The sequence below is a fragment of the Streptomyces sp. CA-288835 genome, from assembly GCF_050936385.1.
GTDB lineage: Bacteria > Actinomycetota > Actinomycetes > Streptomycetales > Streptomycetaceae > Streptomyces.
In genome coordinates this window covers 4,158,122-4,173,599 of record NZ_JBNJMW010000001.1, presented here as the reverse complement: position 1 = coordinate 4,173,599, position 15,478 = coordinate 4,158,122, and the positions used below count along the sequence as shown (strand labels likewise).

Genomic DNA, 15,478 nt, shown 5'->3' with positions numbered 1-15,478 from the left:
GGGAAAGGGGCTTGCGGAGTCGGCGTTGGGATGGGTACGAGCTGATGCCGCGTCACCGGACCCCTTGCCCAGGCGGCAGGGCTGTGGCTGACTGGCGTCGATGCCGCCAGTGCCAAGGGGGAGCAGGCGTGGGCAACTGGGCCGTGATCGCGCAGTGCGGAAGCAACCCTGACTTTTACGGGACCGAGATCATCCGCCGCGGGCTGGGAACGAAGGACAGTGCACTGGAGGAACTCCACGCTGTCGTCCACACGTACCTGCCGAACAAAAGGATCAGAGAGAAGTGGCGCCAGGTGTACCGCTTCGCCGACCAGGAGTCGTACCTGGTGGTGATCAAGGGCCAGATGACGGAGTGGGAGTGCACCCTGCGCGTCGCGGAACTGATCTCGGACTCGACCGACCCGACCAGGGCTGAGCGAGCGCAGGTGGCAGACAGCGTGCCCGAGGTAGCTGACACGCCGCCGACTACTCCAAGGGACAGCGCACCCTAATCCGACGGTCGCACTCCGAGGGCATCCCGCAGCTCCGAAGTGAGCACCCTGCGCTTGCCCTTGCCGTACGGGTGCACCGGCACCGGGAACTCGCCGGACTTGATCAGCTCGTACGTTGTGTTCCTGCTGAAGCCGAACGCCTTGCCCGCCGTCAGGACGTCGACCGTCACCGGCAACGCGAGCACCTCGTCCCGGGTCATCGACGCACCACCGCCGACGACGCGTGCCGGATGGCCGGATCTTTTCGATCTCGCATGGTCAGACTCTCCTGTTCCGCCCCCGCGCCTCCCAGGAAGTGCCGACGGAGTCTAAGTTCTCTCTCGGCGGCCGAGCAAGATCTGCATTGATGGTCACGAGCAATAGGGCTCATGTAAGCCACCACATATGTGGGTTCTTCAGGGGCTGGTCGCCTCATTACCTGCCCACGTCGATGGGGGATCGGTGCCAGTGCGTGCGTCCCTGTCTGTCAAAGCAGATGGGAGACGGCGTTCTGCTTCCACATATGATCTCCCTCGCTTGGCAGCTCAAGTGGCACACAGGAGGGGAACTGTGTTCAAGGGTTCGGTCTACAAGCGCTGCGCGTGCAGAGGGCCCGTCCTGGGGGAGGACGGCGAACCCGTCCTCAACGACGACGGCAACCCCAAGCAGCGGCAACTCGGGACGGAGTGCCCTCTGTTCGGCAAGCGCGACCACGGCCTTTGGTACTTCACCATGGACCTGCCGCCCGGACCGGACGGCAAGAGACGCCGAGTCCGCAGAGGAGGCTTCCTCACCAAGAAGAAGGCAGAGGAAGAAGCCCAGACGCTATGGGACGAAGCGCAGGACGGCATCGACGTGCTCTCCGACGAGACCGTCGAACACTTCCTGCTCCGCTGGTTCGACAAACGCGTCGACCTCAAGCGCTCCACCCGCGAGAGCTACCGCGACCACATCCACCGGGTCTTCATCCCGGCCCTGGGGCAGATCAAGATGCGGGACCTGCGCACCCGGCACCTGCAGGAGATGTTCGAGCAGATCTGGCGCGACAACGAGCAGCACGCCGCCAACCGGGACGCCGCCGAGCTGGCCAGGCTGGAGTGCGAGGCCGCCCACCGTGCCTGGAAGGATGCCCTCAAGCCGCGCCCGCCCGAACTGCGCCAGCAATGGAACGCGGCCAAGGAGAAGCTCCGCGAGGCCCGAAGGAAGCCGAGGTACATCACCGGCCCCGGCGCCCAACTCAAGCTGAAGAACGAGCTCAGCGCCGCCCTCGACTACGCGAAGAACACCGAAAAGCTCATCAGCGACAACTGGGCCAGGCGCGTCGTCCTACCGAAGTACACCCCGCCCAAGCCGCTCGTCTGGACCGACGAACGCGTCGCCCACTGGCGCGAGACGGGGGAGAAGTCGGGAGCGGTCATGGTCTGGAGGCTGAGCAGACCGGCGCCTTCCTGGACGCTGTCGCCGAGCACCGGCTCTACCCGATGTTCCATCTCATGGTCTTCCGCGGCACCCGCCTTGGCGAGTCCTGCGGCCTGCCCTGGCGCGAGACCGACATGACCCTCGGCACCGTCCACATCAGCGAACAGCTCGTTGCCGCCTCCTACGACGTCTGGGAGGACACTCCCAAGAGCGACAACGGCGCCCGCACCATCCGGCTCGACAGCCAGACGCACCAGCTCCTCAAGTTCTGGCGGCGCCGTCAGCAGACCGAGCGCGCGGAGTGGGAGGAGAAGCACCGAAAGGAGCCCAAGAAGTACGGGCCTTACGTCGACTCCGGCCGCGTCTTCACCTGGGAGGACGGCCGCCCGTACCACCCGGAGTACCTCTCCCAGATCTTCAACCGGCTCATCCAGAAGCTCGGGCTGCCCCCGATCCGCCTCCACGACCTGCGCCACTGCGCCGCGACGCTCTCCCTCGCGGCCGGCATTCACATGAAGACCATCCAGGTGATGCTGGGGCACTCCTCGTACAAGCTCACCGCCGACACCTACACCAGCGTCCTCCCGCAGCTCGAGCAGGAGGCCGCGGACGTGCCCGTGGCAATCGTTCCACGCAAGGCGCAGCAGAAGCCTGGCCACGAGGCGCCACGACGCCCCAAGGCCGTTCCGGACCCCGAGCCTCCAGCCGCCGAAGAGGAATCAGCCGCGTAACCGGGCTGTGAGCTGCAACGGGGCCGGAGCGAGTCGGCACATATTCAGCACACACGCTGCCGCTGGCCTCGGTCCCACATTGGTCCCACTGGCCACGAAACAGCCCCTCCTGGCCACGAAACAGCCCCCTCGAAGATCATTTCGAGGGGGCTGTTCGATTCATATTGCCTGGTCAGGCACTGTGCCCCCGGCAGGATTCGAACCTGCGACACCCGCTTTAGGAGAGCGGTGCTCTATCCCCTGAGCTACGAAGGCCGACGGCGGCCCGAAGGCCGGATTGACCAGGGATAGCGTAGCGGATGTGTGCTGGCGAGGGGTCTCCGTATTGGGGCGGGGGAGTGGGGCGGTGGGCTGGAGTGCTTCTGACCTGGGGTCTCTGGGGCTTGTGGTGCGGGATTGTGGGCGTTGAGGGTGGCTGGACCCGTCAGTTCGTTGCGCGGAACGTTGCGTCGCCTCGGGCTGTCGCGGTGGTGATCGGGTCGAGGCGGAGCTGGTAGGCGTAGTGGCGGATGTAGCGGTCGGGGTGGTTGTAGGACTGGAACGACGACCAGGTCGCGTCGGCCAGGCCGGCGACCTGGCGGAAGGTGGCGTCCGCCGCGAACTGGGCGGTGCCGTCGTTGCGGACCAGCTGGAAGTCGTAGTTGGAGTGGCGCAGGAAGTAGCCGGGGAAGTTCACCGACTCGAAGGAGACGGTGCCGGAGCCCGCCAGGCCGGGCCGCGGCCGGAAGCGGGCGTCATCGGCTGGGCTGACGTTGGGGTCGATGCGTACGTCCAGGTCGGCGTGCCGTACGTACCGGTCCTGGAAGTTGAACGACTGGAGCCGCTTGGCCGGGGTGTCGGCCCAGCGGGTGAGGACGCGGCTCTCCTCGGCGGCCGTCAGGGTCAGGATCGAGCCGTGGCGCTTCTTGTTGCCGCCCATGTCGTAGCTGCCCGACGCCGGGAGGCGGTAGGTGCCGGAGGCAGACGGGTTGGTCGTCGTGACCGGCATGTAGCCGCGGCCTGAGGCGTACTGGTCGAGGTACAGGGCCCACTCGTTGCGGTCCCGGAACTTCAACCACATCGGGCCCTCGACCTGGGAACCGGTCAGGCCGATGCCGGAGAGATCGCCGAGTCGCGTCCACGTTCCCAGGATCGAGTTGCTGCCTTCGAGGGTGAGCTGGCCGTCGCCGGAGGCCCGTACGTAGCGGTGGCTGCCGACGCCTGCCGGCATCTCGACGATCTGGGTGTCGATGAGTTCCTGGGTGCCGGGGCGGTCGATGTAGATCTTCGGGGTGGTGATGGTGCGGAAGTCGGTGGTGTGGGCGTAATAGATACGGTGCTTCGTCTTGCCGTTGAGGGGCACGTTCGTCGCCCAGTACAGGACGTAGTCGTTGGTGGCCGGGTTCCAGATCGCCTCCGGTGCCCAGGCGTTGCGGCCGTCGGGGATGGCTCCGGCGACGTTGAGCAGCCGCGGCGCGGACCAGTTGACGAGGTCGGTCGACTCCCACACCACGAGGTTGCGGCTTCCGCGGTTGATGGCGTCGTCCCACGACTGGCCGCAGTCGATGCACAGGTCGGTCGCGATGATCCAGTACTTGTCGCCGCCCGGGGAGCGGACCAGTGCGGGGTCGCGAACTCCCCGCGTGCCCACCGTGGAACGCAGGGTCATACCGCCGCCGTTGAGGTCTTTCCAGCGCAAACCGTCCGTGCTGTGCGAGAAGTAGAGCTGTTGGCCGGTCTCCCCCTCACCGACGAAGTGCGTCATCAGGTAGCCCGGGTCGGCGGCATCGGCCTGCTGTGGTGCGGTCAGGGCCTGGCCTGTGAACAGCAGACAGGCGGCGATCCAGATCGCCGCCAGCCGTGCGAGAAACGGGGACATGGCGGTCTCCTGCCTTTCTTCGTGTGCCCGAACGACGCGCGACTCCGCGTCGATTCGCCGCTCGGACAGGGCGAGTACGGAGCCACGCCCGAGTGGCTCAGCGGGGTCACGAACGACGCCGGGGCGGCTCGTACGCATACGGAGGAGGTAGTTGCATGCCCATGACAGACAGGCAGGCGTGGGGGCGTTAGGGCCGTTCCCGTCGCGGCCCGGAGATCGGTGGTGGTCGGCTCTTCGTGCGGTCGAGGAGGTGGCGGACGAGGAGGCCGACGCGGCGGCCGCTCACACAACAGGTGGGGTGGTGAGCGGGCGAGTGTCAGCGATCCATGTCCGATATATAGAACAGTGTTCGGAAAGTCGGCGAGACGCTATAGGCGGCCGCGAGAAGGTGTCAAGAGTTAGGACAAGAGGCGGATTGTGTGGGTGGGGCGACGCGATAGCCCTGGTCAACGGTCTGTCACCCCGTCGTGTGGATGCCGTAATCGGCGAGCAACCAGAAGTGGACCCTCACCTGATCCGTCCCCAGCAGGACGGTGACGCGCTCTCCTGCCAGCAGCCGGAACCCGAACTGGCAGGAGAGCGCCGTCAGTTACTCATGTCGCCCACACGCGCCGTGCCCTACCCACGGACACCGAAGCTGTACGAGCCCGACCCAACCTCGAACACGGCGGCCCCGTCCTCCATGCGCAGGAACCGGACGCCCTTTGCGGCGTCCGCGGACCGACCGCCCTCGGTCACCGCCCCACGCGTCTTCGCCGGTACGTGCACCTCCGCGACGGTGCTGACCGGCACCGTCACCTTCAGGTCGAACTCGCCGTCGCGGGCGGCGTTCCACTTGGACGACAGAAGGCCGTAGACGGTCTTGAGGCTTCCGGAGCCCTCCGTCAACCCTCCGCCGGGCACCGGCGCGATGCGGGAGCGCTTGTAGCCGGGCTCGAGCGCCGACAGCCCGCCGATGTTCTGGAGCATCCAGTCGCCCACGGCCCCGTACGCATAGTGGTTGAAGGAGTTCATGTCGACCGGGCCGAAGCTGCCGTCCGGCATGATCGAGTTCCAGCGCTCCCACATGGTGGTGGCGCCGTTGGCGACCTCGTAGCCCCAGGACGGGTAGTCCTTGTGCAGCAGCATCCTGTACGCCAGGTCGTCGCGCCCGATCTTGCTCAGCGCGGGCAGCAGCAGCGGTGTGCCGATGAAGCCGGTCCTCAAGTGGTAGTCGGTCAGGGCCAGTTTGGCGACGAACTTCTCGCCGGCCTTTTCGACCAGTGCCGGATCCGAGATCAGGTCCATGCCGAGGGCCAGCGCGTAACCGGTCTGCGAGTTGCGCATCACGGTGCCGTCCGCTGCGACGTACGCCTTGGTGAAGGCGTCGCGGATGTCGGTGGAGAGCTTGCTGTACTCGGACGCCGCCGCGTCATCGCCCAGGGCCTTGGCCACCTCGGCCATCATGCGGGCGTTCTCGGCGTAGTAGGCGGTGCCCAGGATGCCCTGCTCGGTCGGGTCGTCCAGGTGTAGCCAGTCGTTGGTGAAGAACGTGGTGCGGCCGGGCTCGAGCAGGTCCGCTCCGGCGCTGTCGCGCACGAACTGGAAGAACTTCCGCATGGCGGGGTAGTTCTCGCGCAGGATGCTGGTGTCGTCGTAGGCGCGCCACACGTGGTACGGCACGGTGATCATCACGTCGGACCAGCCGACACCACTTTCGCCGAACTGGCCCTGAGGTGTCGGTACGACCGCTGGCAAGTCCCCATTCCCGTACTGGGAGTTGCGTACGTCTGCCATCCAGTGGGACAGGAACGCGCGGGTGTCGACGAGGTAGTTGGCCGTCGGCGCGAACAGGCTGATGTCTCCAGTCCAGCCGAGGCGTTCGTCGCGGGCGGGGGTGTCGGTGGGGATGGAGAGGAAGTTGCCGCGCTGGCTCCAGGAGATGTTGCTGACCAGCTGGTTGAGCATGCCGTCCGAGGTCTTCAGCGTGCCGGTGGACGGGAGGTCGGATCCCCAGACGACGCCCTTGACGTCGGAGAGCGCGGGCGGCTCGGTCACCCCGGTGATCTCGATGTAGCGGAACCCGTGCTGGGTGAAGGTGGGTTCGTAGGTGATTGTTCCGTTCTCGGCGAAGGTGTAGCGGTCGGTGACCTTGGCGCTGCGGAAGTTGTCGGTGTAGAGGGTGCCGTTCTTGTTGAGCACTTCCGCGTAACGGATCTTGACGGTCTGGCCGGCGGAGCCGGTGAGGGTCAGCCGGGAGACTCCGACCATGTTCTGGCCGAGGTCGTAGACGTACGTTCCGGTGGTGGGCTCGGTCAGCTTCTGGGCCTTGAGCACCTGGGTGCGGCGCACCGGCTCGTCGCTTTGTGGCACCAGGAGGGCGGTACGGGACTCAAGGCTCGCGGCGGGCTCCCACTTCGCGTCGTCGAATCCCGGCCGGCTCCAACCCGAGGGCGCCAGGCGGGCGTCGTACGTCTCGCCGTCCTGCAGGTCGGCCTTCACGTACGGCCCGTCCGCCGCCTTCCACGAACCGTCCGTGGCGATCCACTGGACCGATCCGTCGGTGTAGGTGATACGCATCTTCGCCACGAGCGCGGGGGTGTCCCCGTACTGGCGGCTCCAGCCGAGCCCGACCTTGCCGGCCCACCAGCCGTCGGCCAGGGATGCGCCGATCACGTTGTCGCCGCTGGCGAGTTGCTTCGTCACGTCGTACGTCTGGGACTGGATGCGCTTGTGGTAGTTGGTCCAGCCGGGTGCGAGCACCTGGTCGCCTACCGGCTTGCCGTTGAGCTCCAGTTCGTACAGGCCGAGGGCGGACGCGTACACGCGCGCGGAGGCGATCTTCTTGCCGGTCCTGGTCGCGAAGTCCTTGCGCAGCAGCGGCTGCGGCCGGGCCGTGGGTTGGTAGAGGGCGTCCGTGGTGCCGGACACGACGAGGGCGGAGTCGGTGATGTCACCGCCGGTGAACGGGTTGCGGCCGGACGCGAAGTCGGTGTCGAGCAGGGTGTCGCCGTCGGCGCTGGTCACGACGGTTTCGTGGATGGTTCCGCGTTCGTCGCAGCATGAGTGCGTACGGAAGCCGATGTAGCCCTTGGCGAACGTGGAGTCCGTGAAGGTGTTGACCAGCTTGCCGTCGAGGGTGGTCTTGATGGTGCTGCCCGCCACGTCGTAGCGGACGGTGTGCCGGCCGTCGAGGAGGCTCGCGTTGGTGAACCCGTGGGGCGCGAGATCCACCTGCTGCACTACGGAGTACGTGCCGTTGACCTGCTGGTGGAGTCTCAGCATCGGAGTGGAGCCCGTGACGCTGAACTGCCACATGTAGCCGTTGCTCACATCCGGGGCACGCAGGAACATCCCGAAGGCAGAGCTGTCGAGCTCGAACTCGACCGTGGCGGTGTAGTTAGTCCACTTGTCCAACTCACTCGGGGCGGTGGGGCGCGTGATCCACTGGGCGCCGTCCCAGTCGCCAGGGCTGAGCAGGCCCGTCTCGAAGTGCGCGGGCGCGCTCCAAGGGCTCGCGACTCCCTTGTCGTCCCAGGCACGCACGCGCCAGGAGTAGCGCGTGCCCGCCTTCAGCTCAGGACCGCCGTACCGCACGCCGACCTGGCGGTCGGATGCCACCTTGCCGGACGACCACACATCGGTAGCCCCTGGCGTGCGCCCGACCTGGATCTCGTAAGCCTTCTGCGAGGCCGCCCGTCTGGTCGACATCGACTGCCAGCCGAAGACCGGGTCCTCGGCATCGATGCCCAATGGGTCCACCCGGCCGTTGGTGGTCAGGGCCTTCACGGTGAACGGCGCCTCCAAATCCGATGCCGCGGGGGAGGCGGCCGCCGGCAGGACCGATAGGCCTTCGACCACGGCGAATACGACCAGGCCTCTCAGGAGTACGAGGAAAAGCGAGCGTCTACGTAGCATGCGATCTCCAATCTGAATCGTTTCAAAGCGGCGCCAGTTTTGTGGGCAACGTTTTACGTCCGGAAACGGCTCAACCTTGGGGCGCACGTGCCCGGTGCGTCAAGAGGTGCGTCAGGTAAGTGACTTCCGGGCGCCGACTCGGGCCGGCAGGTGCACAGCTCAGCGGTTGATCCCCCACGGCATGACGAAGCCGTACTTCCACACGTACGCCGACAGAAGTGCCGCGCAGATCGCGACGCCGACCGCGGTCAGGATGAGGTTCCGGCGGCGGACGCGCGGGTCCATGGCGCGCTGGGCGGCCTCGGTGACCTTGTGCTTGGTCCAGCGGAGGATGCGTTGCGCCCAGGCGAACTCGGTGGCCCACAGCGCCATTCCGGCGAAGATCACCAGCCAGCCGGGCCCAGGCAGCGGCAGCAGGATCACCCCCACGACGACGACGGCGAGGCCGATCAGCAGGACACCGGCCCGCCAGCCCAGGTGCAGCGGCCGCGAGCGCCTGATGAACTCCGGCGCCCTGGAGCCCAGCGGCCTCTCGTCCGTCACTTCGCCCACTTCACCGTCGGCCCTGTCTGCGTTCGGCACGTGGATCAGCCCTTCGAAGGGAACGCTGCTCTCACTTCATGGTGCGACGTACGGCGCCGTCCGGCTCACGACGCCGGTACGCGGGTGAACCGGCCAGCCACCCGCAGGTCCGCCTCGATCGCGTCCACCGTCGTACGCAGCTGAGGCAGCACCTCCGCGACGCACTGCTCCGGAGTGCGTCGCGAGCTGTGCATGGCAACGTTCACCGCGGCCACCACCCTGCCCGTGCGGTCGCGGACCGGGACGGCGATGGAGCGCAGGCCCTCCTCCAGTTCCTCGTCGACCAGGGCGTAGCCGTCATGTCGTACGCGATCCAGGACGGCCGTCAGCGCGGACGGGTCCGTGATCGTGCGCGGGGTCAACACCGGCACGGCGGGGGCGGGGCGCTCGGCGGGGGACAGGTCCGCGAGCATCACGCGGCCCAGTGAGGTCGCGTACGCCGGCAGCCGGGTCCCGATCGTGATGTTGACGCTCATGATGCGGCTGGTGGCGACACGCGCCGTGTACTGGATCTCGTCGCCCGCCAGGACCGCCAGCGAAGCCGATTCGTGCAGCAGGCCAGCCAGTTCGGCCAGGTACGGTCCCGCGATCTGCGGGAGCGTCGTGCGCGACAGCGGCGGAAAGCCGAGGCCCAGGACGCGCGGCGTCAGCGCGAAAGTCCGCCCGTGCGAGGTGACGTACCCCAGGTGCTCCAGCGTGATCAGCGCCCGTCGAGCCGTCGCGCGCGCGAGCCCTGTAGCCCGCGCGACCTCCGTGAGCGTCAGCTCGGCGCGTCCCTCGCCGAACGACGTCAGCACCGTCAGCCCGCGCGCCAGCGACTCGACGAACTCCCGGCCCAGCTCCTGCTTCGACGCCCCCGTCCAGACCGCGAGCCCGGACGGAGCGGCCGGAGGAACGGCGATGGCCGCCCCCAGACCGGCGCGCAGATCCCCTTCCATCGCGCGCACGGTCTCCCGCAACCGAGGCAGCAAGGTCTCCCGCAACGAGTCCGCCGTATGCCGGCTGGTGTGACTCACCACGCTCACCACGCAGGCGATACGCCCGCCACCGTGCTCGCGTACGGGCATGGAGACGGCGACAAGCCCCGGCTCGATCAACTGGTCGTCCAGCGCCCACCCCCGCTCGCCCGCCTCCCGCGTACGCTCCTCGAACTCCCCGTCCGCGGTGGGCCGTTCAGCGGGCGGCAAAGCCGGGAAACCCCGGTCCTCGGGATCCGCGGCCCGCCGCTCGCGCCACCGCGCCCAGTCCTGCTCGCTCCACTCCGTGGCGAACAGCGGCCCCGGCGCGGTGCGTTCGGCGGGCAGCAGATCGCCGATCCGGAAGCTCAGCGACATCGCGCGCCGCCGGGTCGCCTGGTGGATAAACCGGATCCCGTCCCGGTCGGCGACCGCCAGCGACACCGACTCGTCCAGCTCGTCCGCGAGCGCGTCGGCCCGCCCGTCCAGCAGCCGGGGCAGCCGCAGCGCGGCCAGATAGGCGTTGCCCAGCTCCATCAGCAGCGGCGCGAGCACGGCGTCTCGCCCATCCAGGCGTACGTACCCCATGCGCTCCAGCGTCGCCACGATCCGGTCGACGGTGGACCTGGCAAGCCCCGTGGACCGCTCAAGGCCGCTGAGACTCGACGTCCCGCCCGCCTCGGTGAGCCGGCGCAGCACGGCGATCCCGCGCATCAGCGGGGCGACGGCTTCCGCGGGCACGGGCGCGTCGGCATCGGGGGTGCCGGGTGCCGGCGTGAGGTCGGTCGATGACATGGGCTCTGGGGTTCTCGGCTTTCCGTGGCGGTGTGTGGAACACCGTAACCACCGCCGACCATCCACCGCCCTACCAGCCGGAGCCGCCCCACCTCACCGACGCGTCACGTACACCCGCGCCTTCCCGTCCCCGTCACTCTCCCCGACCCGGATCCGGATCCCCTCCCGTACGTCCTTGAACTGCCGCCCCGGCCCGAACGCCGCGTCCGACAACTCCGCGTGCACGTTCGGGCTGCGCGTGCACCCCCCGCTGCCCTTGGTGGAGTCGACCACATGGATGGGGCCGTGCCCGGTGTCGACGTCCGCGTCCACCTTGTAGACGAGTACGCCCGGCTTGCAGACGTCCTCGTCGTTGCCGCCGGGGGTGCGCAGCTCGACCGCGTACCCGCGCTTGGCGTCGAGCGGCACGAAGACCAGCTTGCCGCCGCCGCGTTCGGGCAGCGGAGTCAGGACGTGCTCGCTGGTGCCGGGTGCGGTCACGCAGGCGACCTGGTCGTTGTCGAGCCAGCCGAGCTTCCACTTGTGCCAGGCCAGCAGGTCGTTACCGGCTCCCCAGTCCTCGCTCATGATGTCCCAGTGCCCGACCGCGCCGCCCCCGTCCTGGGTGTAGAGGTCGGGCAGGCCGAAGACATGGCCGTTCTCGTGGGGGAGTACGCGGTAGCCGGTTTTGTCGTACGAGCCGGAGCCGTCGTCCTGGCGGCTGTAGATGAAGGACGCGTTGGCGACGGGCGCGCCGTCGGCGACCGGCGCCTCCGCGTTGCCCGCGAAGGTCACCGACAGGACGGTGTCCAGGGCAGAAGGGCCCGCGTTCGGGGTGACCAGGACGTTCAGCAGGTCGTACGCCTTGAAGTCCACCTTCGGATCGGCCACGGAGACGAGGTCCTCGACCAGCTTCCGGTACGCGGGATCGAAGGGGGCGCCGCGTTCTATCCCGTACGCCCTGAAGGGCTTGGGCATGCGCAGCCAGTCGCGGACGGGGGCGGAGGGGCGGTAGTCGAGACGGCCGTACGAACTGGTGCGGAACCAGCGGGTGGTCTGCGGGAAGAACTCCCGGTAGCGGTCGAGCGCGCTGCCCCGGCCGGGGGCGTCGGAGAAGTCGACCATGAGGTTCAGGGCCCGGACGGTGCCGGTGGAACGGGCGTAGCCGGGCGGGGTCGGGATGCCCTCGGAGAGCTGTACGTCCACCGCGCCGCTGATCCTGCACGGGCTGAGCGCCGCCGGGCGGGCCGTCGCGACCGGTCCCGCCGCTGTGAGCGAGTCGGCCGGCAGTCGGCCGCTGTCCGCCGAGGTGCTGACCACCAGCGTCAGCAGGGTCATGGATGCGAGGGCGGCTATGCGGCGGCGCGAACGTATCCGGCGGCTGGCGGGCTGCATGCAGGGGGCCTTTCGCTCCAGGCAGCCTGCTGTTTCCGGCTGCACCCTGTGCGATCACCCTGTTCCGGCCGCCGGTCGGGCGCGCGCTGGAGGAGACCGAACGTGGGCCTCCGGAGGGCTGTGGCCTGGATCACAGAAAAATTCCTCAGGTGGGAAATATCCGGGGAGCGTCTCCCCGTTTAGACCTGTGTCCGAGCGAAACGGGGAGCCCTTCCCCGGATCGCGAACCATCAGCACTCAGGAGTACGCCGTGCAGACCGCAACCCCCGAGCAGCGCAAGGCGCCCCGGCCGCGCGCCGACGCCCTGCGCAACCGGGAGCGGATCGTCACCGCCGCCCGGGAGATGTTCGTCGAGTTCGGCCCCGATGTGCCGCTCGACGAGATCGCCCGCCGGGCCGGCGTCGGCAACGCCACGGTGTACCGCAACTTCCCGGACCGCGACGCACTCGTGCGGGAGGTCGTCTGCTCGGTCATGAACCGGGTCTCCGAACAGGCCGAGGAGATGCTCGCCACGAGCGGCGACGCCTTCGAGGCGCTGTCCCGCTTCGTCCACGTCTCAGCCGACGAACGGGTCAGCGCGCTCTGCCCGATGATGATCGAGACTTTCGACAAGCAGCACCCGGATCTGGTCGCCGCGCGCGAGCGGATGGAGCGGCTGGTCGAAAAGCTCATGGAGCGCGCCCAGGAGGCCGGGCAACTGCGCCGGGACGTGGGTGTCGGAGACCTGATGATCTCCGTATCCCAGCTCTCCCGGCCGCCGGCGGGCGCCATGTGTCTGGCGCACGACCGGTTCGTACACCGTCATCTGCAGCTGTTCCTGGACGGCCTGCGGACACCGGCCCGGTCCGAACTGCCCGGCGCGGCCCCCACCTTGGAGGACCTGCGACGAGCCTGAGCGATTAGTTCCGCGCCCAGCGCAAGTCACCACTCACAACTCACAATTCACGACTCACAACTCACGACTCACAACTCACGACTCACACAAAGACTTCCGGCCGTCACCGACGAAGACGTCACCGACGGATCGTCCCTTTACGTCATCTTTTTTCGCTACGAAGTACCGGAGTGGGTACCCCCATGTCTGAAACAGACCAGGCCACCGCCACCAAGGCGCCGGCTTCCGATCCCAACCGCTGGAAAGCGCTCGTCTTCATCGCGCTCGCCCAGCTCATGGTCGTACTCGACGCGACCATCGTGAATATCGCCCTGCCCTCCGCCCAGCAGGACCTGGGGATATCGGACGGCAACCGGCAGTGGGTCGTCACGGCCTACGCCCTCGCGTTCGGCGGTCTCCTTCTCTTCGGCGGCCGGATCGCCGACCTGTGGGGCCGTAAGCGGGCCTTCGTCGTCGGCCTCATCGGGTTCGCCGCAGCCTCCGCGCTCGGCGGCGCGGCCACCAACGAGGCGATGATGTTCGGCGCCCGCGCCCTCCAGGGCGTGTTCGGCGCACTGCTCGCGCCCGCCGCGCTCTCCCTGCTCGCCGTGATGTTCACGGACGCCAAGGAGCGCGCCAAGGCGTTCGGTATCTACGGTGCGATCGCCGGTGGTGGCGGCGCCGTCGGCTTCATCCTCGGCGGCGTGCTGACCGAGTACATGGACTGGCGCTGGACGTTCTTCGTCAACATCCCGTTCGCGATCGTCGCCGCGGCCGGTGCGTACTTCGTCATCCGTGAGCCGGAGGGCGGCCGCAACCGCAACCCGCTCGACATCCCGGGTGTTCTGCTCTCCACCCTGGGCCTGGTCGCGCTGGTCTACGGCTTCACCCGCGCCGAGTCCGACGGCTGGGGCGACTCCGTGACCGTCGGCATGTTCGTCGCCTCCGCGGTCCTGCTCGCGGCCTTCGTACTCGTCGAGTCCCGCGTCAAGGCCCCGCTGCTGCCGCTGCGCGTGATCACCGACCGCAACCGCGGCGGCGTCTACCTCTCGCTCGGTATCGCGATCATCGCGATGTTCGGCACGTTCCTGTTCCTGACCTACTACCTGCAGATCGTGAAGGGCTACTCGCCGATCAGCACCGGCTTCGCCTTCATGCCGATGATCGTCGGCATGATGGTCGGCTCGACCCAGATCGGCACGCGTCTGATGACCCGCGTTCCCGCGCGGCTGCTGATGGGCCCCGGCTTCCTGGTCGCCGCGGTCGGCATGCTCCTGATGACGCAGCTGGAGATCGGCTCGTCGTACGCCTCGATCATCCTGCCGGCGATGCTCCTGCTCGGTCTCGGCATGGGTACGGCGTTCATGCCGGCCATGTCCCTGGCCACCCTGGGCGTCGAGCCCCGGGACTCCGGTGTCGCCTCCGCGATGGTCAACACCTCGCAGCAGGTGGGCGGCGCGATCGGCACGGCCCTGCTGAACACGATCGCCGCGTCGGCCACGACCTCCTACATCGCGGACAACATCGGCTCCGCGACCTCCCGCTCCCAGCAGCAGCTGGTCCAGCTCCAGGGCCAGGTGCACGGCTACACCAACGCGATCTGGTTCGCCGTCGGCATGCTGGTGCTCGCCGCGGTCATCGTCGGCACCCTCGTCAACGCCGGCAAGCCCGACATGTCGGCGACGCCCACCGGCACGGGCGACGAGGCCGAGGACGAGCTGCCGGTCCCGGTGGTCGCCCACTGACGGGACGGCACGGGGTCTCCCACTGACCCTCGTACGTACGCAGTGGTGGGGACGACTTCGTACGTACGAATCCGGGATCTGCCCGGCTCCATGAGCGGTGGAGCCGGGCAGATCCATGCGCCCCTTTAGGGGCGGGGCTGTCACATTTGCGGCTCCGCCGCGGGGCGCGACCAGCCACGACGGACCCGCAGTCCGACATACATTCCGGAGGCCTGGCGAGCGCCTAGCGAAGCCAGGGCAAATCCGCGCTAGCATCCTTCGGCTCGAGACCCTCGGCGATGATCTGCAGGGCCTCGCCGAAGGCCTTCTGCTGGTCCGGGGAGAGCCGGTCGAAGATGGCCCGGCGGACGGCGTTGACGTGACCGGGCGCGGCCTCTTTCAGGACGGTCATGCCCTGGTCCGTGATGATCGCGAACTGTCCGCGCTTGTCCGAGGGGCAGTCCTCGCGCCGCACCCAGCCGTTCTTCTCCAGCCGGGCGACGGCATGCGAGAGCCGGGACCGCGTGATCTTCATCTTCATCGCGAGTTCGGTCATCCGCAGTCGCCTGTGCGGTGCCTCACTGAGGCATGCGAGCAGAACGTAATAGATGTGCGGCATCTTGGCGTCGCGCTGGAGCTGACGGTCGAGGTGGTCCTCGAGGAGGGCGGTGGCGTGCACATACGCACGCCAGACGAGCTGTTCCTCATCGCTGAGCCAGCGCGGCTCTTCAACGTGTGCCGTATCCATGTATCTACTGTAGACGACCCCTCCTTGAATTTTAAACGAAAGGGAGCTAT

Annotated in this window: 12 protein-coding genes and 1 tRNA gene; 5 read left to right on the top strand and 8 right to left on the bottom strand. The window is 68.0% G+C overall.

Annotation, left to right across the window (positions count from 1 at the left end; translation table 11 throughout):
- Positions 1 to 128 precede the first annotated feature (128 nt).
- The gene (locus ACQEVY_RS18670) at positions 129 to 491 is read left to right on the top strand and encodes a hypothetical protein (RefSeq protein WP_432949885.1); all 363 of its coding nucleotides are present in this window, start codon (positions 129 to 131) and stop codon (positions 489 to 491) included.
- On the opposite strand, the gene ACQEVY_RS18665 is transcribed toward ACQEVY_RS18670, so the two are convergent.
- On the bottom strand, positions 488 to 691 hold the full coding sequence (locus ACQEVY_RS18665; protein WP_432949883.1) for a helix-turn-helix transcriptional regulator: 204 nt from the start codon (positions 689 to 691) through the stop codon (positions 488 to 490). The two genes, ACQEVY_RS18670 and ACQEVY_RS18665, sit on opposite strands and share 4 nt — an antisense overlap.
- A 349-nt stretch (positions 692 to 1,040) precedes the next feature.
- On the opposite strand from ACQEVY_RS18665, the gene ACQEVY_RS18660 reads away from it, so the two are divergent.
- Together ACQEVY_RS18660 and ACQEVY_RS18655 are read left to right on the top strand one after the other, a co-directional pair.
- Positions 1,041 to 2,027: an Arm DNA-binding domain-containing protein gene (locus tag ACQEVY_RS18660; protein WP_432949881.1), complete on the top strand. Its 987-nt coding sequence runs from the start codon at positions 1,041 to 1,043 to the stop codon at positions 2,025 to 2,027.
- Positions 1,952 to 2,620, top strand: coding sequence for a site-specific integrase (locus ACQEVY_RS18655; RefSeq protein WP_432949879.1), 669 nt, complete (start codon positions 1,952 to 1,954; stop codon positions 2,618 to 2,620). The genes ACQEVY_RS18660 and ACQEVY_RS18655 overlap by 76 nt, the downstream gene beginning before the upstream one ends.
- 182 nt (positions 2,621 to 2,802) lie before the next feature.
- Here the strand turns inward: ACQEVY_RS18655 and ACQEVY_RS18650 are convergent.
- The 6 genes from ACQEVY_RS18650 to ACQEVY_RS18625 all read right to left on the bottom strand — a co-directional run bounded on the left by ACQEVY_RS18650 (position 2,803) and on the right by ACQEVY_RS18625 (position 12,082).
- Positions 2,803 to 2,875, bottom strand: a tRNA-Arg gene (locus ACQEVY_RS18650).
- A 169-nt stretch (positions 2,876 to 3,044) separates the two neighbouring features.
- On the bottom strand, positions 3,045 to 4,478 hold the full coding sequence (locus ACQEVY_RS18645; protein ID WP_432949877.1) for a glycoside hydrolase family 43 protein: 1,434 nt from the start codon (positions 4,476 to 4,478) through the stop codon (positions 3,045 to 3,047).
- Between the two features lie 618 nt (positions 4,479 to 5,096).
- A complete protein-coding gene (locus tag ACQEVY_RS18640) occupies positions 5,097 to 8,375 on the bottom strand; it encodes a family 78 glycoside hydrolase catalytic domain (RefSeq protein ID WP_432949875.1) in 3,279 nt (1,092 codons plus the stop codon).
- A gap of 159 nt (positions 8,376 to 8,534) precedes the next feature.
- Positions 8,535 to 8,957 (bottom strand): TIGR02611 family protein, encoded by a 423-nt coding sequence (locus ACQEVY_RS18635; protein WP_432949873.1) that lies wholly within the window; start codon positions 8,955 to 8,957, stop codon positions 8,535 to 8,537.
- Between the two features lie 65 nt (positions 8,958 to 9,022).
- Positions 9,023 to 10,708 (bottom strand): IclR family transcriptional regulator domain-containing protein, encoded by a 1,686-nt coding sequence (locus ACQEVY_RS18630; RefSeq protein WP_432949871.1) that lies wholly within the window; start codon positions 10,706 to 10,708, stop codon positions 9,023 to 9,025.
- Between the two features lie 93 nt (positions 10,709 to 10,801).
- Positions 10,802 to 12,082, bottom strand: coding sequence for a M6 family metalloprotease domain-containing protein (locus tag ACQEVY_RS18625; RefSeq protein WP_432949869.1), 1,281 nt, complete (start codon positions 12,080 to 12,082; stop codon positions 10,802 to 10,804).
- Positions 12,083 to 12,332: 250 nt separating this feature from the next.
- Between ACQEVY_RS18625 and ACQEVY_RS18620 the strand changes: the two genes are divergently transcribed.
- Positions 12,333 to 12,977 (top strand): TetR/AcrR family transcriptional regulator, encoded by a 645-nt coding sequence (locus ACQEVY_RS18620; RefSeq protein ID WP_432949867.1) that lies wholly within the window; start codon positions 12,333 to 12,335, stop codon positions 12,975 to 12,977.
- A gap of 182 nt (positions 12,978 to 13,159) precedes the next feature.
- Positions 13,160 to 14,701: an MFS transporter gene (locus ACQEVY_RS18615; RefSeq protein WP_432949865.1), complete on the top strand. Its 1,542-nt coding sequence runs from the start codon at positions 13,160 to 13,162 to the stop codon at positions 14,699 to 14,701.
- Between the two features lie 223 nt (positions 14,702 to 14,924).
- Here ACQEVY_RS18615 and ACQEVY_RS18610 read toward each other — a convergent pair whose 3' ends face one another.
- Complete coding sequence (locus tag ACQEVY_RS18610) at positions 14,925 to 15,428, bottom strand: MarR family winged helix-turn-helix transcriptional regulator (RefSeq protein ID WP_432949863.1); 504 nt, start codon at positions 15,426 to 15,428, stop codon at positions 14,925 to 14,927.
- Between the last annotated feature and the right edge of the window lie 50 nt (positions 15,429 to 15,478).